This is a genomic window from Actinoallomurus acanthiterrae, assembly GCF_054775715.1.
On sequence record NZ_BAAHCO010000001.1, the window covers coordinates 3,361,113 to 3,382,219 of the forward strand.

The window sequence follows — 21,107 nt, forward strand, 5'->3', positions numbered from 1 at the left end:
TTGACGCTCGATTTGAACCTTCTGTGCCAGGAGGCTATCTATGCTCTCAAAACCGCTGGATGGAGTAACTCCCGCCGTATTCCGGTGTGGAAGTGGACGTCGCGGTTGGCTGCTGAAGGATACGATGATTTTCCTGCGGCGCGTAACGCCTTGACTGGACTCGGTGATCTGACTATCCAGGCTGGCAAGGCGAGAGGGCCAAATTATCCGAATGGTGAAATGATTTTCGACCCTCTTTTGGCTGCCTGGGATGACTTTCATCGCATTTTCAACGCCATGGAGGTTTCCCAAGCAAAAGTGTTTCCTTTGGGGCTATGGAGAAATGATATGACTCCTCTAATAACGCCCACTGGAGTCGTTTTCGCGATTGGCGTGTTTGGGGTGTGGCGAATATCTAGCATTGAGGAATTCATCAATCAAATTGTCTGTGCCGATCAGCCAATTGATATCTTGTCAAGCTGAGTGCGGCAGTCCTCGGTGTCGCCAAGGTCATCATCACACTCATCCCAGATACACCTGGCATCGAGCCGTAACGCGGGTAACCTAGAGCTGGATATTGGCGGTGGCCAAAAGATCGATTTATTCAATGAATGTCTCTTGTGCTTTGCGTCACTATCCCGGGCGGAGTCGTTCCTGGTGTGTCCTCCCCGATGTGTCTGTCATAGGAAGGATGTACTCGAAGGCGCCGCTCTCGAGCAGTTCGATGAATTGCGTGATGTCTTCGGCCTGTGGCAGTGCGTCATGCCAGCCGGCTCCGGTGAGATCGACCAGCATCACCGGACCCGAGTCGTCTCGAAGGTCGACTGCGAGGAGCTCGCGGCCCCCGTCGCATCCGATGACGGCCATCCCGGGGAAGGCCTTGATGACCCCGGTTTCTCGGAGGACGGCGTTCGTTTCAAGCGTTTCGCGGGGTGTGTAAAGCCATAGGTAGGAATCCGACGAGGACCAGCCGCGGCGAAACCAGGATCGTCTCTGGAGATAGTCGCGCCAGGCTACGGGGAGCGGCGCGCCGAGCGCCTCGGTCGCCTCGGCGAACTCCTCATCAGCGACGCGTCCGCGGTAGTCGGCCTCTTCGATGATCGCGCCGACGATGTTCGCGTTGAGCTCGTCCAGATCTTCGGCCGGGATCCAGTACTCCAGAACGTCGCGCCCACCGACCTGCCGTACCGCGTAACGATCGAGGAAGGACTTACGAACGTCGAAGCGGGTGACGTAGCCGACACCTCCGTGCGGGACGTTCCACTCGCGGGTGATCTTCGTTGCGTACCAGCGGTTGAGGACCGGATAGAAGATCGGCTGGTCCGGCAGCCGTGGCGGCCAGGAACGCCACCCCGATGCCGCCACCAGATCGAGCTCCTTCTGCCCGGTCGGCCGCCACAACGTCACGGTTTCCGCGCCATGTTCCTCTGCCCGCATGGCCGATAACCGTAATGCCCGGCTGCGGCAGGGATCTCGGCGGCTCACCGGCGAAGCCGAGCGTCGGTGACGGCGCCCGGTCCGTTCCCGGCCGAGCGCCGAGTGCGGGAAAACCGATGTCAGGCTCCCGGCGGTACGCCGAAGGGGGAGAGGACGGCGTCGACGTAGGCATGGGGATCGTCCGGGGCCGCGCCGACGCGTCGTAGCGCCGCGGCTCCGAGGTAGGCCGAGTAGCTCATCGTCGCGTAGTGACGTGCGAGCTCCGGGGAATGTCCGAGCTCGGCGAACGCGGTCTCGATGACGGCGAGGCGCCGGCGTGTCACCCGCTCGGCGACGGACCGTACGGCCGGATCGTCGGAGGCGGTGAGCAGTGTCAGGGCGAGGTCGCCGTCGTCCGGGCCCGCGAACGCCTGGTGGACCAGGCGGCGCAGGCGCTCGGCCGGGTCGGGGATCTCGGCCAGCCGGGCTGCGACCGCCTCGGTCTGGGTCCGCTCCCAACGCTCCAGGGCGGCGTCGAGCAGCGACTGCCGGTTCTCGAAGAGCCAGTAGAAGCTCGACTTCGAAGCGCCCAGCCGGGCGGCGACCGGCTCGACGGCGACCGCGTTCGGCCCCCCTTCGGTGAGGGCGTCGAGCGCGGCGGCGGCCCAGTCGTCGCGCGTCAGGCGGGCGGTACGCGGCATTCGGGGACCTCGCGGAATCTCATTCTGTACGGTGCCGTACAGTACCATTCTAGACGGCGGCGTACAGAACGCCTCCCGGCGCGAGGAGCGAGCGCATGGAAAAGATCCTGGACCGGCTGATCCCGACGTACGACTTCCGCACCCGCTACAGCCGCCGGATTGCGGCCCCTCCCGAGGCGGTGTGGGAGGCGCTGCAGAAGGTCACGGCCGCCGAACTGCCGGTCACCCGCCTGCTGATGCGCATCCGGTCGGCTGGCCGCGACCCTCTCTCCGGCCCGATCGCGCAGGCTCTGCCAATGGCCGACCTGGGGCGCGAGGAGGGGCGCGAGGCCGTGAGCGGGAGGGTGGCCAAGTTCTGGCGGTTCCGGCCGGAGCCGGGGCCGGAGGAGACGGCCGACCCTGCCGTGTTCGCGGCCTTCTCCGAACCCGGTTGGGCCAAGGCCGCGATGAGCTTCCAGCTCAGCCCGACGGCCGACGGCACCCTGCTGGCGGCCGAGACCCGCGTCCGCGCCACCGACCGGGCCAGCCGCCGCGCCTTCGCCCCGTACTGGCTGCTCATCCGCGCCGGCGGCGCCGGCTTCATCCGCCTGGAACTCCTCCGAGCGATCGCCCGCCGCGCCGAGAGGGCCACTGCGTCCTGAGCACGCTCCCGATCGGCGACCACGGGGGTAAACGGATCGGCTGCGTCCAGGACGCGGAGGTCGGTGCGCGGGTCGCGGTCGTGGCCGACAAGGTTGTTCGTCCGCTGGTCGGCCGCGCCACACCATGATGTCGTGAGGCGTAAGGGAGTCCGGTGAGGAGCGCCGATGGCACTGCCGATCAAAGCGGTCCTGTTCGATCTGGACGGCACGCTGATCGACCATGACACCGCAGCCTCGGTCGCACTCGCCCGAGCGCTTCAGGCCCGTCCCGGCTCGCGCCAGGTCGACCATGCGCGTGCGCGGCGCCGCTGGAAGGAACTGGAGGAAGAAGCGATGGGGCGTTATCTGTCCGGCGAGCTCACCTTCAGCGAGCAGCGCCGCCTGCGTGCGATCTCCTTCGCGGCCGAACTCGGCCTGGGCGTCTGGGACGCCGCGCGAGCCGACGCCTGGTTCGCCGGGTACCTGCGCCATTACGAATCCGCCTGGTGCGCCTACCCGGACGTCCGTCCGGCGCTCGACGCGCTCACCGAACGGTGTCGCCACGTGCGATTGGGAGTCGTGACCAACGGGGACGCGGATCAACAGCGCCAGAAGCTCCTCCGCGTGGGACTCGCAGCCGACCTCCCGGATGTCATCGCCTCCAGTGAAGTCGGCGCGGCCAAGCCCGACCCGAAGATCTTCCGCGAGGGGTGCGCCCGGCTCAGCCTCGCCCCGGCCGAGGTCGCCTACGTCGGGGACCGCCTCGAAACCGATGCCATGGCCGCCAGGAACGCCGGGTTGCATGGCATCTGGCTCAATCGCGATGCGAAGCCGGCTCCCCGGGGACCAACAGTGATCCAGACTCTCCGGGACCTCCCGACGGTGCTCGAAGCGTGGGGCGCTCACTGATCACGCTCGGCCGTGGCCGGCGCCGAAGCAGACGAAGCCGAGTGTGGACAAGGACCTGGGCACCCATGCCAAGGCCTCGGCCGGGCTCGCGCCGGCCGCGAGGCGGTCGTGGAAGCCGGTCATCAGGTCGCGGGCGGCGGCGTCGCCGACCGGGGTGACGGCGGCGATGACGGTCGCCGTGCCGAAGCCGAGGGCGGCGGTGACCATGCCGATGACCGCCTCGCCCTCGTAGATCTCCGCGCGGCCCGCGTCGCACGCGGACAGCACCAGCAGCCGCGGTGAGTGTTCCAGGTGCTCCAGGTCGTATGTGAACAGCGGTCCGTCGGCGAGCCGGAGTCCGGAGAACAGGGCGTTCCCCGAACGGAACACGCCGTGGGCCGCGACGTGGGCCACGGCGGCTCCGTCCAGAGCGCGCCGTACGGTCTCGGCGGTCGCTGCCGGGCCGGTGAGGATCCTCGCCCCTGGGTGCCGCGCGCGTACGGCGGCGATCTCGTCCTCGGCGTGCGCGAGGTCCGGGCCGGCGATCAGCGCCGTGTGCCCGCCGGACGGTGGCGTCCGCATGGCGCGCAGCCAGCCCGACGCCGACGGGACCACGGTCATGGGACGGTCCGCCAGCGACGGCAGCGCGGGCCAGGGCAGGCCGTGCAGTGCGCCGACGGGGGACAGCACGACGGGCCGGTCGTCCACCCGCAGCGGGTCGAGCAGTCGGCTCTGGAGGCGTTTCGCCGTGGCCGCCAGGGACGAGCGGGCCGGTGCGCCGTCGGGGTCCCGGGCGAGCCGGGAGACGGCGAAGCGGAGCAGCCGTACGTCGTCGCGGACCGGGTCGTACGGGCCCAGGGAGCGGCGCCGGCAGCGACCGTTCGCGAGCGTCACCGCGACGAGCTCCGCGCCGACGCGGATGAACTCCACGAGCATCCGCTCGCCCAGCGTCTCGGTGAGGGCGGGGATCAGCCAGCCCCAGCCGGGGACCGCGTCGCGGCTGGACGACAGGCGGCGGCACCGGGCGCGTACGGCGTCTTCCAGCCGGGCCTGGGCGGCCAGGAGCTCCGGGTGGTCGGGGACCTCGGCGGTGACGCGGCGCAGCTCGGCCAGCAGTCCGCCGAGCCGCCGGTCGCGGGGCGGCCGTACGGCGGGCGGTCGGCCGGCGATCGCCCGCGCCCGCTCGGCGGCCACGAGAAGGGCGCGGGGACCGGTCGCGAGCCGCAGCCCGAGCTCGGCCAGCTCGACGGCCCAGCCCGCCGCGCGCCCGCGCAGCTCGGCGGCGCCGAGCGCGGCGGCGTGCTCGTCCACGGCGCGCAGCCCGGCGCGTACGGCGGCGGCCGCGCCGGGCCGGTCGTCGCGCGTGAGCCGCAGCAGCGCGGTGGCGTGAAGGCCCGCGACGCGAGCGCTCACGGTGCCGCCGCCGATCCGGTCGAGAAGGCGTTCGGCGTGCCGGTGGTCGCCGCGGGCGAGAGCCACCAGGCCCGCCAGGGTGCGCGCGTCGTCGGCGGCGGAGGCCCAGCCGTGCCGCGCGAGGCGTTCGGAGGCCTGCTCGGCGGCCGTGAGCAGGCCCGCGGACCGGTCGCCGTCCGCCCAGCGGGCCCGAAGTCCGATCGACTCGGCCGGCAGGCCGGTACGACCCGCGAACTCCTCCCGCACCCGCCGGGCGGTCGCCGCCGCGGCGCGGGGATCGCCGTCGGCCAGCTCCGCGTGGGCGAGGAGCAGGAGCGCGTCGGCGATGTCGCAGCGGTACCCGCCGGCGCTCAGCCGCTCGACGGTGTCCGCCAGCAGAGCGCGGGCCTCGCCGGGCAGCCGGGCGGCGATCAGCGCCTCCGCCCGGTCGATGCGCAGCTGGTGGACGCGTTCGTCCGCGCCGGCCAGCTCCGGCTCGATCTCCTCGTACAGCGTGAGCGCGCGCGGCAGGTCGCCGCGCCGCATGGCGACGAACGCGAGGTTGTGCCGGACCATCGCCGCCTGGTGCCGCAGGCCCGCCCGCTCGGCGACCGCGAGCGCCGCGCGCAGATCGGCCTCGGCGCGCCCGAGCCGGCCGGCGTACGTCTTCGCGAGCCCGGTGTTGATGCGCAGGCCAACGAGGACCTCCGGATCGGTGCACGTCCGGGCGATCCGCGCGACCTCCCGGATGCGGCCGCTGCGGGCGAGGACGTACGCCCGGTTGGCGAGCAGCCGGTCGGCGTCGGGGCCGGTCAGCACCGGGGCGGCGGCGTCGGCGGTCGCCAGTGCCCCATCGAGGTCACCGCTCGTGGCCAGCAGGCCGACGAGGTTCATCCGCACCTGGGCGGCGGCGTAGGGGAGCGCCGCCGACTCGGCGATGCGGAGCGCCTCGCGCAGGTGGGCGACACCTTCGCTCAGCCGGCCCAGCTCCTTGCCGGCCAGGCCGAGGGCGCGCAGGGCCAGGACGCGCTCCTCCGGCCGGCCGGTGTCCCGCAGCGCCGAGGCGGCGGCGTACACGCCGCGCGGGTCGACGGCCGCCAGCGCGAGCAGGTCAGACATGGATCCAGCTCGTCACCACGGACGTCGCGTCGGCCAGCCGGAACAGGAGACTGACCAGGCCGGCCGGCACCTCGGACAGCACGAATCCGCCGGACTCGTCGGTCCGGGCGCCGCGCTCGCCGTGCGGCGAGCGGAGGATCACCTCCGCGGCCACCGCGGGGGCCAGCTGCCCGACGATCTCCCGGCCGGCGACCTCGATCTCCACGTGGACGCCCCGCCCGGCGAACGTCAGCGTCCTCGGCCCGCCGCCGCGCACCCCGGCCGGGGTCTCCGCCGCGTCGTGCGCGAGCGTCGCCAGGGTCGCGTCCGGCGCGAACCAGTCGAACGCCGCCAGCCCGAGGGCGACCAGGTGCTCCGGCACCGGCGGGAACGCGACGCGCAGGCCCTCGATCAGCTCGTCCTCGGTCATGTGACACCGAGCCGGCGCCGCAGGTGGGTCAGGCAGCGGGTGCGGGTCGGGCCGACGCTGCCGAGCGGTACGCCCAGCGCCGTCGAGATCTCCGCGTAGCTGAGCCGGGGCGAGGCGATCGACAGCTCGAGAAGGGCGCGGCAGCGGGGCGGCACGGCGTCCAGCGCGGCGGCCACCGAACCCGCGAGCTCACGGCCGAACACCACGTGATGCGGTCCGGTGACCGTCGGGGCGTGGCCGTTCAACGGGCCCTCGCGGCCTCGCCGCCGCAGCGTCGCCAGGCTCTCTCGGCGGGCGGTGACGGCCAGCCACGCGCCCGCCCGCGCCGGGTCCCGCAGCCCCGGCAGCCGCTCGACGAGCCGCAGCCACGTCGTCTGCACGACGTCGTCGATGTCCGCGCCGCTCAGCCCGTACGATCGCGCGATCGCGCACAGCAGCCGTGAGTAGCGGTCGACGAGCGTCCGCCAGGCCGCCGGATCACCCGCTCGGGCCCGCCTCACCAGGTCTCCGGTCTCGTTCCACTCCACGCGCCGTGATATTAGCGGAAAGTAGTCGAGAGATTACACTAGGTTGTGGATGAACGAAGGCGGCGATCAGCCGATGCTGTAGGAGAAGGAGTTCACGGCCAGGCCCACGCCGCCGACCCACGGTTCGAAGCCCGCCTGAACGCTGGTCAGGTACCAGGAGCGCTGCGCGTAGCCGCGCCTCACCATGTCGTCATAGAAGGTGTGGACGGGGAAGGAGATCGCGGACGTCGCCGAGGTGCGTACGTACGAGACCACGTTCCAGCCGCTGTTGCCGTACCAGACGTCCCAGGTGCCGCCGGCGAGGGAGACGGTGGCGACCTTGGATCCGACGGGCTGCACCGAGCCGGTGTGGTTGAGCCACACCATCAGCTCGGCGCCGGTGTTCTGGCCGTTGGTACGGGCCGTCGGGTCGAACCACACGTCGTAGGACGCGTCGTACACCCCGGAACCGGGGTAGGACATGCTCACGCTGGTCTGGACCGTGCTGAACCGGCCGTCGTCGGCGCGCAGGGGCAGGCCGCTGCCGGCGGAGCAGTTTCCGTAGTGGCAGCCGGCGTAGACCGACGGGTAGGCGCCGGGTGCGCCGTTCTGCGGCTTGTTGTGGCTGGCGGTGGTGACCGAGAAACCGGTGTTCGTGACGTTGATGCACTGCTGCGTGCTGTCGCCCCAGTTGTTGTTCTGGACGACGTACTTGCCGCCCTGGATCCTGGCCGAGCCGTACTGCGCGCAGACCTGAGTGTCGGCGTGCGCCAGGGTGCCGGTCATCGCCGGCATGAGGACGGAGCCGGCCAGCGCCAGTGCGGCCGAGATGGCTCGACGTCTCATGGGGAACCTCCGTGGATCGCGAACGGGTCGGAGAGTGCCGTCCGGATGTCGGGCATCCGGTCGGATGGGAGCGCTCCCGGAACCAGGGGATGCTAACGCCGGTGCGCGAGCGGCGCACGACTCCGCCGCCCGGCCCTGGGGGGACCCGGCGAGCGCACCCGCGCCGACGAGGGGAAACGTGCCCGCATGTCCCCCGGGGTCCGTGAAAGTGGTTTCACGGCGACGGGCGCGCCAGGCCGGGAGGATCGGTCTCGGATACGGATGTCTGTCGCCCGTAAATTCGGACATCTAATCCCTCGAGGTATGAAACAACGCCCTAGTGCGGTTCATCGTCGTCGTGCAGACTGTTCATTGAAATCCCGGGTCGCCAGGAGAAGTGGCGGGTCGGGGCCGGTCCGCTCCCGAAAGCCCCAACATGACCGCGATTGTCGGCATCACCGATGGCAACACCGTCGTCATCGCCGGAGACTCCGCCGGAGTAGCGGGAAACCTCACCCAGCTCCGCCTCGACGCCAAGGTTTTCATCAACGGGCCCTATGCGATCGGCTACACCACTTCATTCCGTATGGGGCAGATCCTCCGCTACACCGTCAAAACCCCCGTACCGCCCGAGCGGGAAGAAGACCTACACGCATTCATGTGCACCAACTTCATCAACGGTGTACGCGAAGGGCTGAAAGACGGCGGATGGGCCAGCAAGAACAACGACCAGGAAGAAGGCGGATCCTTCCTCGTCGGCGTCCGTGGCCGCCTCTTCGAAATCGGCCATGACTACCAGGTGGGCGAGCTGGTCGACGGGTACACGGCTGTGGGCTGCGGCGAAGAGATCGCCCTCGGCGCCCTCCATGCCACCGGCAACGTCGGCCTGTCCCTCGAATCCCGCGCCATCACCGCTCTCGAGGCCGCAGCGCACTTCTCCACGGGTGTTCGACCGCCGTTCACGATCGTCCAAACGAAGAACAGCGGCGACTGATCACGGTAAGTCGACCTCGACGCCGAGATCCGGGTGCGTGCGCCGGCCCACCGGGTCGAGGACGCGGTCGGCGGCGGCCGCGGCGGGCAGATCCTCGGCGGCGGCCAGGCCGGCGATCGCGCCCGCGACGGCCGGGGTCGCGAAGGAGGTTCCGCTCCAGGTCGCGTACCCCGTGAAGTCGTCGGGGTCGATGCCCCGGACGCGCGGCCGGGGCCCGTCGAACCGTACGAAGCAGCTGTGGACGTCGACGCCGGGCGCGCAGGCGTCCACCCACCAGCCGTAGTCGGAGAACGCCGCGCGCTCCGCGCCGTCGAGCGCGGCGACCGCGATGACGTGCTTGAGGGCGGCCGGCCAGAACGGCCGGTCGCTCGCGTGGTTGCCCGCGCACGCCACGACGACCGAGCGGCGGGCGAGGGCGGCGACGGCGCGCGCCACGAGGGGAGAGGGGCGGTCGTCGAAGGTGTGGCAGCCGAACGACAGGTTGACCACGTCGGCTCCTCCCCACGCGATCAGCCAGGCCAGAGCGTGCAGGACGCCGAGTTCGTCGCCCACGCCGTCGCCGCCGATCACGCGTCTGGCGCGGATGCGAGCGGACGGCGCGCGGCGCAGCACGACCCCCGCGATGAACGTGCCGTGCCCGGCCTGCGCGTCGAGCGTGTAGTCCAGGTCGGCGTCCAGCACCTCGGCGACCTCGTCGCGCTGCTCGGCGTACCAGGGCGCGGCGGAGTACCAGGGGTGCGGCGACAGGCCGGTGTCCAGGACGGCGACCGTCACCGGCCGGCGGGCCGCGCCGTCGACCGCGGGCGGGGCGAACGCCGGCGCGGGGCGGGGCACTCCGGAGGGGCCGCTCCACCACATCGGCTGGCCGTGGACGAGGTGGTTCGGCGCGACGGCCAGGCGCCGGTGCGGCGCGCCACCGGCCAGCTGCGCGGCCAACTCGCACACGTCGACCTTCGCGGCGGCGCGGAGCATGACGCGGGAGAACCCCGGCCCGTCGTGGCGCGCGTCGTACCAGCGGCGCACCGCGTCCTCGACCGCCGGCAGGTCATGGTCGGCCACGAGGATCTGGTCACGGCGCAGCAGCGCCGGACGGCCGGGGAACGGCTCGACCACGACCGCGTCACGGTGGCGGACGAGGAGGCGTTCGAGCCGGGCGTCATGATCGGTCATCGCGCAACCTTCTCGGCGTGTCCGTGTGATTACCCATCGTCGCCGGATGCCGGGACGTTTCGCGCACCCGCAGGAACCCCCGGATATGTCGAGTTGCCCGGGTATGGAGGGTCCGTGCCTTCGCGTCCACCTTGGGTACGGCCGGTTCTTGCCGTGAGGTCACCTCGAGGTCACTCTGGAGTGATGAGAACGGCGGCGGAGTTCACCGGTCCGGGCGGCTCCTCGCCGGACGAGGTCGAGCCGCCGGTCTCGCCCGGAGCGCGCCGCGGGCTCCGGCTCGCGGCGCTGGCCGCCGGGGCGCTGCCGGTGCTGGCGTTCCCCCGCGCGGGGCTGGACTGGCTGGCATGGGTGGCGCTCGTGCCCGGCCTGCTGGTCGTACGGGCCGCCGTGACCGGACGGGAGGCCGCCGTACGCGGCTGGTGGTTCGGCGCGGGATACCTCGCCGCCGCGCTCTACTGGCTGTTGCCGGACCTCGGCCCGGCGCTGCCCCTGCTCGTGGCGGTCGCCGGGGTCCTCTGGGCGGGGTGGGGATACGCGGCCTGGGCGCTGCTGCGGCCGGGACGGCTCGTGGCGGCGCTCGTCGTCGTGCCGAGCGTGTGGGTGGTGGGCGAGTGGCTGCGCTCCTGGCACGCCCTCGGTGGGCCCTGGGCGTTGTACGGCGCCACGCAGTGGCGGCATCCGGCGGTGCTGGGCCTCGCGTCGCTGGGCGGCGTGTGGCTGGTGAGCTTCGCCCTCGTGGCGGTGAACACCGCGGTGGCCATGGTGCTCGTCACCCGCTCCGTGACCGCCGCGGTCCTCGCGGCGCTCATCGGCCTGTCCGGCCCGGTGGTCTACACGCCGTCGTCTGCGGCCGCCGGCCGCCGATGCGGATCGCCCTCGTACAGCCCGGGGTCGTCGACGGCCCGGAGCGCCGGTTCGACGAGAACGAGCGGATCACGGCCGCGCTCCCGGCCGCCGACCTGGTGGTCTGGGGTGAGAGCAGCGTCGGCTTCGACCTCGACCGGCGGCCCGATCTGGTCGCCCGCCTGACCGCGCTCGCCCGCGCGCACGGCCCGCTGCTCGTGAACGAGGACGCGCGCGACGCGTCCGGGCGCATCTCCAAGACGGCGATACTGATCGGGCCGGACGGCATCCGGGGCCGGTACGTCAAGAACCTGCTCGTCCCGTTCGGGGAGTACATCCCGCTGCGCCGGGAGCTGGGGTGGGTCGCCCGGATCAGCGCGGCGGCCGCCGAGGACCGCGTGCCCGGTACGGGCATCGTGCTGATGCGGGCCGGGAACGGTCCGGACGCCGTGACGTTCGGGCCGCTGATCTGCTTCGAGTCGGCGTTCCCCGACCAGAGCCGTGCGGTGGTCCGGCGCGGCGCACGGCTGATCGTGTACGAGTCGGCGACCTCGTCCTTCCAGGACAGCTGGGCGCCGCCGCAGCACGCGTCGCTCGGCGCCGTGCGCGCGGCCGAGACCGGGCGCCCGGTCGTGCAGGCCGCGCTGACCGGGGTGTCGGCCGCCTTCGACGCGAAGGGGCGCCGGCTCGCCTGGTTCGACACGTCGCGGCGCGGGTCGGTGCTGGCCGAGGTCGCGCCCGCCGGGGGCCGTACGCCCTATGACCGGTTCGGGGACTACGTGCCCTGGCTGGCCGTCGGAGCGGTGCTCGTCAGCGGGTGGTGCGCTGTACGGACGCGATGCGGCAGGTGACCCGCCCGCCGTACGTCTGCACGCCGCTCGCCGTGAACTTCGCCTTCTCGCCCGGCGCCACGTCCGTCTCGGCGTGCATCGCCGTGTCGACGCGGTTGCCGCCGCCGTCCACGATGTCGACCTGGACGACGTACCCCGCCGTACGGCCGGTCGTGTTCGTTATCACACCGTGGACGACCCCGGCGTGCAGTTTTCGGCTCAGCGCACACGAGGTGAGCCGGACGTCCTTATCGGCCGGGCCGGCGGGGGAGCCGCCGTGCTGGCCGCCGCATCCGGCGAGAAGCCCTGCGGTCACGGCCAGGATCAGGGCTCTGCGCATGCGGGCATCTCCTCGACTGTCATCACCGAACGAAGGATTGGCGGCTGTTGATCGCAGCCGACCGCAGAGCCTACCAACGAGTAGGGAACGCCGGAGGCGGATCCACGGACGGAATCCGGGCTGGTGCGACTGGGGGCGATGAGGCACAATAACCAAGCGGTCATCTACCTGGAGCGCCGAGGACGTAGGGGAAGACGAACCTCGCAACGTTCCCAGGAGGTCCGGTGTCCGCACGTGGCGTTTTCTACGTCCACTCAGCGCCGCCTGCGCTGTGCCCACATATCGAGTGGGCCGCCGCAGGTGTACTTGGCGTGCCTGTGTCGTTGCCGTGGAGTGATCAACCCGCGGCACCGGGCACCATGCGCGCCGAGCTGTGCTGGGAGGGCCAGCCCGGCGTGGCCGCCGGCATCGTCTCCGCGCTGCGCGAGTGGCGGCTGCTTCGCTTTGAAGCGACCGAGGACGCCAGCCCGGGCTGCGACGGCGTCCGCTACAGCTTCACGCCGTCCTTGGGCGTGTTCACCGCGGTGATCGGCGCCAACGGCGACATCCACGTGCCCGAGGACCGCCTCCGCACCGCCATGGGCAACGCCCTGGCCGGCAAGGTGACGTTCGAGCACGAGGTCGACCGCCTCCTCGGCAAGCCCTGGGACGACGAGCTCGAGCCCTTCCGCCGGGCCGGCGACGGCGCACCCGTCCGCTGGCTCCACGCCGCGGGCTGATCGCACGTCACTGACGGAGTCCTCGCCGGTCGGGAACACGGCGAGGACTACTAGTCTGTCGCCTGCTCAGTGGTCAGGTCACGTTGAAGGCGAGCCTCGGGGGCGTGGGGCGGGGATCTTGGTCATCGCAGGTTCTCGTTGGTGCGTGCACTCCAGACCGCCAGTGCGGCCGCCAGGGCGCAGGCGCCGCCGAGCCACAGAGTGACGGGCATGGCACGCCCTCGACAGTTCGACGAGCAGGATGCGGTCATCAAGGCGACCGATCTGTTCTGGCGCCGCGGCTACAACGCCACCTCGGTGCGCGACCTGGGTGCCGAACTCAAACTCACTCCGAGCAGCCTGTACCGGACGTTCACCGACAAGCACACGCTGTTCCTGCGTGCTCTCGACCACTACCGGGCCACCGACTCCGCTCAGGCCGAGCAGCGCCTGGACGCCGCCGGGCGGCCGGTCCGCCAGGTACTACGGGACTGGATGCTGTGGCTGGTCTCCTGCCCGTCCGACGGCGACTCCGGCCGAGGCTGTTTCGTGGTCAACACGGCGACCGAGCTCGGCACCACCGACGCCCAGGTACGCCGGCGGACCGAGGCTGCCTTCGAGGTCACCCGGCAGGCACTGCGATCGCTGCTGCACGAGGGCCGTCGGGGCGGCGAACTGCCCCTCGACCTCGACCTCGACGGTGCCGTGGAACTACTGTTCACCACGGTTCTCGGGCTGCGAGTACGGGAACGCGCCGGCCATGACCCCGCACGTCTGGCCGCCACGATCGACGCTGTGATCCAGGCCCTGGGGTCCACCTCCGCACAACCTTCCTGACCACCAAGGGCCCGGCATCAAGAGCCTGGCCTGTGACCTCCACCACCGGGCAACGCCTACCGAGTGGCCGTCGACCACCGGAGCCAAACTCGCCGTCCGCTACCGAGCGGCCGTGTTCGGTCACGGCCACTCTTTGATGGCTGCGACCGAACACGGCCGCGACTGGTTCTACTCCTCGCCGGAGAAGCGCTCCCATGCGGACTGGCGGGTCATCCCCAGCGTCTCCCCGATGCGCGCCCAGGTCACTCCCAGCGCACGCGCCTTGAGCACCCATTGAGCGAGGTTTCGCTCGACCTGCGCCCCCGCGGCTGCGATCCGCGGCAGACTCGCCAGCACCACCTCGGGGCTCGTCACCTGGTCCCATGGGGCAAGGTGCGGTCCGCCTTCCGCGGGCTTCCCCTCGATCACCGTCGAGCAGAGGGCCACGCACTCATCACAGATGAACACCCCCGGTCCGGCCACGAGCGTCCCTACCTCGGTGTTCCGCTTCTGACAGAACGAGCACGCTGCGATCACGGACTCTTTTGCTGCGGGCGACATCCGATCACCTTCCCAGTTGTGTCAGGTATTCCCTGACGGCGTCAGGCGCTACCTTACGTCGTCAGGAAGCGCCTGACAAGAGAGATCGCTCGGCCCGCTGGACATCCGTGCCGTGCGATGGCCCCGCATGCGGCTCGGGGCTGGGAGCCACGCCGGTGGGCGTGCCGAATGCTGCCGGCGGGCCGGTTCCAGCCGGTCCTACTGGCATCCAGGTGCCTCAAGACCGGCCCTGGCCGACCGCGCGCCAGGCGAGCTCTCCGTTCGGCGCCGCACTGCTGGGCTTACGGTCACCGCTGATACAGGTCGATGTGGTTGCCGCCTGGGTCCTGCACCGTTGATGACCGAGGCTTCCATGGCGTGTCGGCCGGCGATTCGATCTCAACGGCGCCAGCGGTGAGCGCCCGCGCATGTGCGGCGTCGATTTCGTCGACGAGCAGGCCGAATTTGACCCGCCCACCGGGCCACGGATGCCGCTCGGGATCGGCCACGGTCAGGAGGAAGAAGTCGTCGTCAGGGTATGCGCCGAACTGAAACGAGCTGATCTCTTCGTGGTAAGAGGCGTCGAAGGCGTCGCGATAAAACGCGATCGAGGTGGGCAGATCGTCGGCCACGATCGTGACCTGGGCGATGCGACGGGTCTTCACAGGTAGCCCCTTCTCAAGATGGTGCTCGACGGTCTCGATGAGCTGCGCCAGCGAGTCGGCTCTGCCTTGCAGGCGTTCGCGATGCTCGGCGAGCACGACCCCGACACCGCGTTCGCGGACCGCTCGCATCGCATCGACGGGCACCTGCAGGCGGCGCAATGTCGCGTACAAACGCGCCTCGCTGACCTGATCAAGCCGATAGCGGCGGTATCCGGTGTCGGGGTCGACGTAGGCGGGTCTGAGCAGCCCCACGTCGTCGTAGTGCCGCAACGCGGTGATCGACAGACCGGTGACCAGCGAGAAACTCCCTATGCTCAGCACGCGACCATTCTGGGAGTCTCGGGCCACCCGAGAGTCAAGTGAGGTGCCTTGGCCGCCGCGTCGTTATGATCGGCAGGGTGGAGGCGAGCCGTAACACGGCAGGCCATGGCGGTGAGTTCGACGCGTTGCGCGAGGCGGCTCGCCACACCTACGGTGCCGATGCCGCTGGTTACCAGGAAGGGCGACCGGATTATCCGCCGCGGGTCTACGAAGTGCTGCGGTCGAGGTGCGGCCTTGGACCGGGCAGCCGGGTGCTGGAGATCGGGCCAGGGGCCGGCTTGGTGACCGGGCATCTTGTCGCTGCGGGGGCGACCGTGGTCGCGGTCGAGCCGGACCATGGGTTCGCCGAGTATCTCGGCCAGATCATGCCGGAGGTGCAGGTGGTGCGTGCGCCCTTCGACGAGGCCGATGTCGGTGGCGGGTTCGACGCGGTCGTGGCCGCGACCTCGTTTCACTGGCTTGACCAGTCCGCCGCCTTGCGGAAGGTGAGCGCTGCGTTGCGACCGGACGGCTGGGCGGCGATCTGGTGGACGGTGTTCTCCGATCCGTACCGTGAAGATCCGTTGCTGGCCGCGGCCAAAGCTGTTCTGGGCTTCGAGCCTGGCGACCAGCGGGACGGGACGGCATTCCAGCTTGACCGCGACGCTCGATGTGAAGATCTGCGCCGTGGCGCCGGTCTGGTCGACGTCGCCTCGGAGTTGATCTCTTGGGACCTGGCGATGAACGCCGATCAGGTAGGGGCGCTGTTCAACTCGATGATGACCGTCAGGCAGTTGCCAGAAGCCCAACGCAGGCACGTGCTGAAGACGCTTACCGGCCTGGTGGACGAGCGATTCGCGGGCACCGCTACCCGTCCACACTTGACGGCCTTGTACGTCGGCCGGAAGGCCGCGTAGCGCGGGAACAGCGACTCCATTACGTCCCCGAAGGGGCGCTCTTCGCGTGCGCCTCGCGGGGCGGTCCCGAGGCCGCCCCCCGCACGGTGACGAACGCCCCGCCCAGGTCATCCTGGACGGGGCGTTCGGGTCTTCGGGTGTTACAGGGGGATGTTGCCGTGGGCGCCTCGGGCGGGGGTCGCCTCGGCGATGGCTTGGGCGATCGCGCGCCGGGTCTTGGCCGGCTCGACGACCTCGTCGATGACGCCGAGGTCCTGGGCGCGCTGCAGGCCGCCGGCGATCTTCTCGTGCTCGGCGGCGAGCTGCTCCTCCAGCGTGTGCCGTTCCTCCTCGGGGACGGCGGCCAGCTTGCGGCGGTGCAGGATGCGCACGGCCGCGACGGCGCCCATCACCGCGATCTGGGCGGTCGGCCACGCGAAGACGCGCGTCGCGCCGAGCGACCGGGAGTTCATCGCGATGTACGCGCCGCCGTACGACTTGCGGGTCACGAGCGTGACGCGCGGCACGACCGCCTCGGCGAACGCGTGCAGCAGTTTCGCGCCGCGCCGTACGACGCCGTCGTGCTCCTGGCCGACGCCCGGCAGGTAACCGGGGACGTCGACGATGACGACGAGCGGCACCCCGAACGCGTCGCACATCCGGACGAACCGCGAGGCCTTCTCCGCCGACGTGGAGTCCAGGCAGCCGCCGAGACGCATCGGGTTGTTGGCGATGACGCCGATGGTACGGCCGCCGAGGCGGCCGAGCGTCGTGACGATGTTCGGCGCCCACTTCGGGTGCAGCTCGATGGACTCCGCGGGGTCGTCGAGCAGCCCATTGACGATCGGGTGCACGTCGTACGCGCGCCGCGGGTTGTCCGGCAGGATGCCGCTGAGGTCCTTCTCCTCGACCTCCTCCGCGCGCAGCCGCCCCTGGTGGCCGAGGAGGGTCGCGACCCGCCTGGCCTTCACGAGGGCCTCGGTGTCGTCCTTGGCGACCACGTGCACGACGCCGCTGCGCTTGCTGTGCGGCTCGGGGCCGCCCAGCGCCGCCATGTCGACGTCCTCTCCGGTGACCGACCGTACGACGTCGGGGCCGGTCACGAAGATGCGGCCGCCCTCGGACAGGATGACGATGTCGGTCAGCGCCGGGCCGTACGCGGCGCCGCCGGCGGCGGCGCCGAGCACGACCGAGATCTGCGGCACCACGCCGGACGCCCGGGTCATGGCGGCGAAGATGCGCCCGACCCCGTGCAGCGACTCGACGCCCTCGGCGAGGCGCGCCCCGCCGGAGTGCCACAGGCCGACGATCGGCAGCCGCTCGCGTACCGCGTGGTCGTAGGCGTGGACGATGGCCTCGCAACCGGCCGAGCCCATCGCGCCGCCCTGGACGCGCGGGTCGCTGGCGAACGCCACGACCGGCATGCCCTCGATCCGGCCGACGCCGACCAAGGCGCCGCTGGTGTCCTCCTCGCTGAGGAGCCGCAGCGACCCCTCGTCGAAGAGGGCCTCCAGCCGGACCCGCGGGTTGCGCGGGTCCGGCGCGATCTGTTCAGGGGGCTCGGATGCCTGGGCGGCCGACCTGCTCTCGACAACGGTCACGACTCATGCCTCCTCAAGGCGACGGTCACGTTGTGGCCGCCGAAGCCGAACGAGTTGTTCAGGGCGGCGGCGGGACCGCCGGGCAGCTTGCGAGGCTCGCCCCGGACGATGTCCAGGTCGATCTCGTCGTCGAGCTCCTCGATGTTGATGGTCGGCGGGACCAGGCCCTCGCGCAGGGCGAGGATCGCGGCGATCGACTCCACCGCGCCCGTGCCGCCGAGCAGGTGCCCGGTCATCGACTTGGTGCTGGTGATGGCGATCTGGCGAGCGGCCTCGCCGAGCGCCAGCTTGATCGCCCTGATCTCACCGGTGTCGCCGACCGGGGTGGAGGTGCCGTGCGCGTTGATGTGCACGATGTCCGACGGCTCCAGCTTCGCGTCGGCCAGCGCGCGGCGCATGGCCTTCGCCATGCCCTCGGGGTCGTTGGACACGATGTCCACCGCGTCGGCGGAGTAGCCCACACCGGCGGCGACGGCGTAAACGCGCGCGCCGCGCGCCCGCGCGTGCTCCTCCGACTCCAGGATGACGATCCCGGAACCCTCGCCGAGCACGAACCCGTCCCGCGCCTTGTCGTACGGGCGCGAGGCGTGCTCGGGGTCGTCGTTGCGCGTCGACATGGCGCGCATCGAGCCGAAGGCCGCGAGGTTGAGCCGGTGGATGGCCGCCTCGGTGCCGCCGGCGATGACGACGTCGGCCCGCCCGGCCCGGATCATGTCGATGCCGTAGCCGATGGCCTCCGCGCTGGAGGCGCAGGCGCTGGCGAGGGCGTGCGCTCCCGCCTTCGCGCCGAACTCGATGCTGACGACCCCGGCGCCGCCGTTCGGCATCAGCATCGGGACGGCGAACGGGGAGACCCGCTGCCAGCCCTTCTCGTTCAGCGTGTCGTAGTTGTCGAGGGTCGTGATGATCCCGCCGATCCCCGACGAGACGACGGCGCCGAGCCGGTCGCCGTCGACCGCGAAGCCCGCCTCGTCGCCGAACGCGAAGCCGGCGTCGAGCCAGGCCTCTCGCGCGGCGATGAGGGCGAACTGCTGGCAACGGTCCAGCCGGCGCAGCCGGTGCCGCGGCAGGACCTCAGAGGGTTCCACCGCGATCGGAGCCGCGATCCTCACCGAGAGGGTCTCCGCCCACTCGGCGGTGAGCCGCTTCACGCCGGACCGGCCCGCCAGCAGAGCGGACCAGGTCGATGCCACGTCGCCGCCGAGAGGCGTAGTAGCGCCGAGTCCGGTCACGACGACGGAGGTGCTCATATTGGTCACGCTCTCCCTTGTTACTCGACTTCAGGCAGAGACGCCCTTGCTCTGCACGTAGTTGACGACGTCCTTGACCGTCTTGAGGTTCTTCAGCTCGTCGTCGGGGATCTCGACGCCGAACTTGTCCTGCGCGGCGACGGCGATCTCGACCATCGACAGGGAGTCGATGTCCAGGTCGTCGACGAACGACTTGTCGAGGGTCACCTCGGACGGCTCGACGCCCGCGATCTCCTCGATGATGTCGCCGAGGCCTTCGAGGATCTCCTTCTCGGAAAGAGCCATGGGATATTTCTCCATTTCTAGGGTGTGGAACTGTGCTTCGGAGGGAGTTCAGGGGCGGGGCCGCCTACGGGATGCGGACCACCTGGGCGGCGTACGTCATGCCGGCGCCGAAGCCGATCAGCAGGGCAGGCGCGCCGGAGGGCACGTCACCGCGCTCGATCATGCGGGACAGGGCCAGCGGGATCGAGGCGGCCGAGGTGTTGCCGGCGTTCACGATGTCGTCGGCGACGACCGCGTTCTCGGCCTTGAGTTTACGGGCGATCGCCTCGACGATGCGCAGGTTGGCCTGGTGCGGGACGAACGCGGCCAGCTCGGACGGCGCGACGCCGGCGCGGTCGCACGCCTCCTTCGCGATCGGGGCCAGCGCGGTCGTGGTCCACCGGAACACCGCCTGGCCTTCCTGGTACAGGAAGCCGTTGCGGTCCTTGATGTAGATCCGGTCGGCCATGTCGCCGGCGCTGCCCCAGACGACGGGGCCGATCGCGGCGTCCTCGGAGCCGGTCACCACGGCGGCACCGGCGCCGTCGGCGAAGATGATGCAGGTGGAGCGGTCGGTCCAGTCGACCCACTGCGACAGCTTCTCCGAGCCGACCACCAGGACGTTGCGCGCCGAACCGGCGCGGACCGCGTCGGCGGCGTTGGACAGCGCGTAGCAGAAGCCCGCGCACGCCGCGTTGACGTCGTACGCCCCGGGCGCGGTGATGCCGAGCCGGTGGGCCACGCTCGCCGACGCGTTGGGGATCTGCGCCTCCTGGGTGCAGGTGGCGACGATGACCAGGTCGATGTCCTCGGGGGACAGGCCGCTGCTCGCCAGGGCCTTGCCGCCCGCCTGGACGGCCATGTCGACGACGGACTCCTCAGGACCCGCGATGCGGCGCTGCTTGATGCCGACGCGGCTCTGGATCCACTCGTCGTTCGTCTCGACGGTCTTGGCGATGTCGTCGTTGGTGACGATGTTGGACGGCTGGTAGTGACCGAACGCGAGGATGCGCGCCCCGGGCGCGCCGGTACGGAGCTGGAAGGACGTCACGCGTTCTCCAAAGTGTCGTCGCCGGCGCGCGTCTCCTGCTGGATGAGGGCGCGCGCCTTGTCGAGGTCGGCCGGTGTCTTCAGCGCGACCCGCTCCACGTCGGGGAGCGCGCGCCTGGCCAGGCCGACCAGGGTGCCCGCAGGGGGCAGTTCGATGATCGCCGTGACGCCGAGGTCCGCCATCGTCGTCATGCAGGAGTCCCAGCGCACCGGTGCGCTGACCTGCTCGACGAGGCGGGCGACGAAGTCGCGGCCGCCTGCCACGACCGCACCGTCGCGGTTGGAGAGCAGCCGGGTGACCGGGTCGGCCACCGGCATGCCCGGGGTGATCCGCCGCAGTGTGTCCACCGCGGGGGCCATGTGACGGGTGTGGAACGCTCCGGCCACCGACAGCGGCCGCACCCGCGCGCGGCCGGCGGCGCGTCCGCGAACGCGGCCAGCTGCTCCATCGTGCCGGCCGCGACCACCTGGCCGGCGCCGTTGGTGTTGGCCGGCGTGAGGCCGTGCTTCTCGATCGTCGCGAGGACCTCCTCCTCGTCGCCGCCCAGGACCGCGGTCATGCCGGTCTCGGTGACGGCGGCGGCCTCGGCCATCGCCCGGCCGCGCTCCCGTACGAGCACCATGGCGGACTCGGGGGAGATCACACCGGCGATCGCCGCGGCGGCGAGTTCGCCCACGCTGTGCCCGGCCGTCACGTCCGGACGCACTCCCAGGACCTCGTAGGCCGCGAGCGCGGCGGCGACCAGGAGAGGCTGCGCGACGGCGGTGTCGCGGATCTCATCGGCGTCGGCGGTCGTGCCGTACCGGATCAGGTCGAGTCCGGTGACGGCGGACCACCACGCGAGGCGGTCGGCGACGCCCGGCAGTTCGAGCCAGGCGTTCAGGAATCCCGGGGTTTGGGCGCCCTGCCCGGGCGCGGCGATGACGAGCACGCACTCAACCATGCACTGTAGGACTCCGCCATATGCATGCGGTTAGGTACGAAGTTCCGGCGG

At 71.0% G+C, this 21,107-nt stretch carries 22 protein-coding genes and 2 pseudogenes; 9 read left to right on the forward strand and 15 right to left on the reverse strand.

Translation table 11 applies throughout. The annotated features are described in order from the left end of the window. A complete protein-coding gene (locus tag ACYVF7_RS16335) occupies nucleotides 1–462 on the forward strand; it encodes an SUKH-3 domain-containing protein (protein WP_460340626.1) in 462 nt (153 codons plus the stop codon). A gap of 150 nt (nucleotides 463–612) precedes the next feature. Here the strand turns inward: ACYVF7_RS16335 and ACYVF7_RS16340 are convergent, their stop codons facing one another. Together ACYVF7_RS16340 and ACYVF7_RS16345 are read right to left on the reverse strand one after the other, a co-directional pair. Next, nucleotides 613–1,416: an SMI1/KNR4 family protein gene (locus ACYVF7_RS16340; protein WP_460340629.1), complete on the reverse strand. Its 804-nt coding sequence runs from the start codon at nucleotides 1,414–1,416 to the stop codon at nucleotides 613–615. 119 nt (nucleotides 1,417–1,535) lie between these two features. Beyond that, nucleotides 1,536–2,096 carry a TetR/AcrR family transcriptional regulator gene (locus ACYVF7_RS16345; protein ID WP_460340631.1) on the reverse strand — a complete coding sequence of 187 codons (561 nt, stop codon included), beginning with the start codon at nucleotides 2,094–2,096 and terminating at the stop codon, nucleotides 1,536–1,538. Nucleotides 2,097–2,191: 95 nt separating this feature from the next. Here ACYVF7_RS16345 and ACYVF7_RS16350 point away from each other — a divergent pair, with 95 nt between their 5' ends. Together ACYVF7_RS16350 and ACYVF7_RS16355 are read left to right on the forward strand one after the other, a co-directional pair. Next, nucleotides 2,192–2,737: a hypothetical protein gene (locus ACYVF7_RS16350; protein ID WP_460340634.1), complete on the forward strand. Its 546-nt coding sequence runs from the start codon at nucleotides 2,192–2,194 to the stop codon at nucleotides 2,735–2,737. A gap of 165 nt (nucleotides 2,738–2,902) precedes the next feature. After that, complete coding sequence (locus tag ACYVF7_RS16355; RefSeq protein ID WP_460340637.1) at nucleotides 2,903–3,625, forward strand: HAD family hydrolase; 723 nt, start codon at nucleotides 2,903–2,905, stop codon at nucleotides 3,623–3,625. On the opposite strand, the gene ACYVF7_RS16360 is transcribed toward ACYVF7_RS16355, so the two are convergent. The 4 genes from ACYVF7_RS16360 to ACYVF7_RS16375 form a co-directional block, all read right to left on the reverse strand. Then, on the reverse strand, nucleotides 3,626–6,115 hold the full coding sequence (locus ACYVF7_RS16360; RefSeq protein WP_460340640.1) for a CHAT domain-containing protein: 2,490 nt from the start codon (nucleotides 6,113–6,115) through the stop codon (nucleotides 3,626–3,628). Next, the gene (locus tag ACYVF7_RS16365) at nucleotides 6,108–6,524 is read right to left on the reverse strand and encodes a hypothetical protein (protein ID WP_460340643.1); all 417 of its coding nucleotides are present in this window, start codon (nucleotides 6,522–6,524) and stop codon (nucleotides 6,108–6,110) included. The genes ACYVF7_RS16360 and ACYVF7_RS16365 overlap by 8 nt, the downstream gene beginning before the upstream one ends. Continuing rightward, nucleotides 6,521–7,051, reverse strand: coding sequence for an RNA polymerase sigma factor (locus ACYVF7_RS16370; RefSeq protein ID WP_460340646.1), 531 nt, complete (start codon nucleotides 7,049–7,051; stop codon nucleotides 6,521–6,523). The genes ACYVF7_RS16365 and ACYVF7_RS16370 overlap by 4 nt, the downstream gene beginning before the upstream one ends. A 66-nt stretch (nucleotides 7,052–7,117) precedes the next feature. Then, nucleotides 7,118–7,876, reverse strand: a complete 759-nt coding sequence (locus ACYVF7_RS16375; protein ID WP_460340649.1) for a GH12 family glycosyl hydrolase domain-containing protein — start codon at nucleotides 7,874–7,876, stop codon at nucleotides 7,118–7,120. Between the two features lie 376 nt (nucleotides 7,877–8,252). Here ACYVF7_RS16375 and ACYVF7_RS16380 point away from each other — a divergent pair, with 376 nt between their 5' ends. Then, nucleotides 8,253–8,849: a hypothetical protein gene (locus ACYVF7_RS16380; protein ID WP_460340652.1), complete on the forward strand. Its 597-nt coding sequence runs from the start codon at nucleotides 8,253–8,255 to the stop codon at nucleotides 8,847–8,849. On the opposite strand, the gene ACYVF7_RS16385 is transcribed toward ACYVF7_RS16380, so the two are convergent. Then, a complete protein-coding gene (locus ACYVF7_RS16385; RefSeq protein WP_460340654.1) occupies nucleotides 8,850–10,019 on the reverse strand; it encodes a S8 family peptidase in 1,170 nt (389 codons plus the stop codon). A gap of 183 nt (nucleotides 10,020–10,202) precedes the next feature. On the opposite strand from ACYVF7_RS16385, the pseudogene ACYVF7_RS16390 reads away from it, so the two are divergent. Beyond that, nucleotides 10,203–10,757 (forward strand): annotated as a pseudogene (locus ACYVF7_RS16390) (hypothetical protein); the annotation flags it as partial. 125 nt (nucleotides 10,758–10,882) lie between these two features. Continuing rightward, on the forward strand, nucleotides 10,883–11,713 hold the full coding sequence (lnt, locus tag ACYVF7_RS16395) for an apolipoprotein N-acyltransferase (RefSeq protein ID WP_460340658.1): 831 nt from the start codon (nucleotides 10,883–10,885) through the stop codon (nucleotides 11,711–11,713). On the opposite strand, the gene ACYVF7_RS16400 is transcribed toward lnt, so the two are convergent. After that, nucleotides 11,673–12,032 (reverse strand): FxLYD domain-containing protein, encoded by a 360-nt coding sequence (locus tag ACYVF7_RS16400; RefSeq protein ID WP_460340661.1) that lies wholly within the window; start codon nucleotides 12,030–12,032, stop codon nucleotides 11,673–11,675. The two genes, lnt and ACYVF7_RS16400, sit on opposite strands and share 41 nt — an antisense overlap. A gap of 224 nt (nucleotides 12,033–12,256) precedes the next feature. Between ACYVF7_RS16400 and ACYVF7_RS16405 the strand changes: the two genes are divergently transcribed. Further along, nucleotides 12,257–12,751: a DUF3145 domain-containing protein gene (locus tag ACYVF7_RS16405; RefSeq protein ID WP_460340664.1), complete on the forward strand. Its 495-nt coding sequence runs from the start codon at nucleotides 12,257–12,259 to the stop codon at nucleotides 12,749–12,751. A gap of 210 nt (nucleotides 12,752–12,961) precedes the next feature. Beyond that, the gene (locus tag ACYVF7_RS16410; RefSeq protein ID WP_460340666.1) at nucleotides 12,962–13,567 is read left to right on the forward strand and encodes a TetR/AcrR family transcriptional regulator; all 606 of its coding nucleotides are present in this window, start codon (nucleotides 12,962–12,964) and stop codon (nucleotides 13,565–13,567) included. 168 nt (nucleotides 13,568–13,735) lie between these two features. On the opposite strand, the gene ACYVF7_RS16415 is transcribed toward ACYVF7_RS16410, so the two are convergent. Then, nucleotides 13,736–14,107: a ClpX C4-type zinc finger protein gene (locus ACYVF7_RS16415; RefSeq protein WP_460340669.1), complete on the reverse strand. Its 372-nt coding sequence runs from the start codon at nucleotides 14,105–14,107 to the stop codon at nucleotides 13,736–13,738. A 287-nt stretch (nucleotides 14,108–14,394) separates the two neighbouring features. Then, entirely contained in the window at nucleotides 14,395–15,072 is a 678-nt protein-coding gene (locus tag ACYVF7_RS16420) for a VOC family protein (protein WP_460340672.1), read from the reverse strand. A gap of 77 nt (nucleotides 15,073–15,149) precedes the next feature. Between ACYVF7_RS16420 and ACYVF7_RS16425 the strand changes: the two genes are divergently transcribed. After that, a complete protein-coding gene (locus tag ACYVF7_RS16425; protein ID WP_460340675.1) occupies nucleotides 15,150–15,968 on the forward strand; it encodes a class I SAM-dependent methyltransferase in 819 nt (272 codons plus the stop codon). Between the two features lie 140 nt (nucleotides 15,969–16,108). Here the strand turns inward: ACYVF7_RS16425 and ACYVF7_RS16430 are convergent, their stop codons facing one another. The 5 genes and pseudogenes from ACYVF7_RS16430 to ACYVF7_RS16450 all read right to left on the reverse strand — a co-directional run bounded on the left by ACYVF7_RS16430 (nucleotide 16,109) and on the right by ACYVF7_RS16450 (nucleotide 21,044). After that, complete coding sequence (locus ACYVF7_RS16430) at nucleotides 16,109–17,548, reverse strand: acyl-CoA carboxylase subunit beta (RefSeq protein WP_460340678.1); 1,440 nt, start codon at nucleotides 17,546–17,548, stop codon at nucleotides 16,109–16,111. After that, nucleotides 17,545–18,798, reverse strand: a complete 1,254-nt coding sequence (gene fabF, locus ACYVF7_RS16435) for a beta-ketoacyl-ACP synthase II (protein WP_460340681.1) — start codon at nucleotides 18,796–18,798, stop codon at nucleotides 17,545–17,547. The genes ACYVF7_RS16430 and fabF overlap by 4 nt, the downstream gene beginning before the upstream one ends. Nucleotides 18,799–18,828: 30 nt before the next feature. After that, on the reverse strand, nucleotides 18,829–19,083 hold the full coding sequence (locus ACYVF7_RS16440) for an acyl carrier protein (protein ID WP_460340685.1): 255 nt from the start codon (nucleotides 19,081–19,083) through the stop codon (nucleotides 18,829–18,831). 64 nt (nucleotides 19,084–19,147) lie between these two features. After that, nucleotides 19,148–20,113, reverse strand: coding sequence for a beta-ketoacyl-ACP synthase III (locus tag ACYVF7_RS16445; RefSeq protein ID WP_460340688.1), 966 nt, complete (start codon nucleotides 20,111–20,113; stop codon nucleotides 19,148–19,150). Further along, nucleotides 20,110–21,044 (reverse strand): annotated as a pseudogene (locus tag ACYVF7_RS16450) (ACP S-malonyltransferase). Before ACYVF7_RS16450 ends, ACYVF7_RS16445 begins: the two are co-directional and overlap by 4 nt. Between the last annotated feature and the right edge of the window lie 63 nt (nucleotides 21,045–21,107).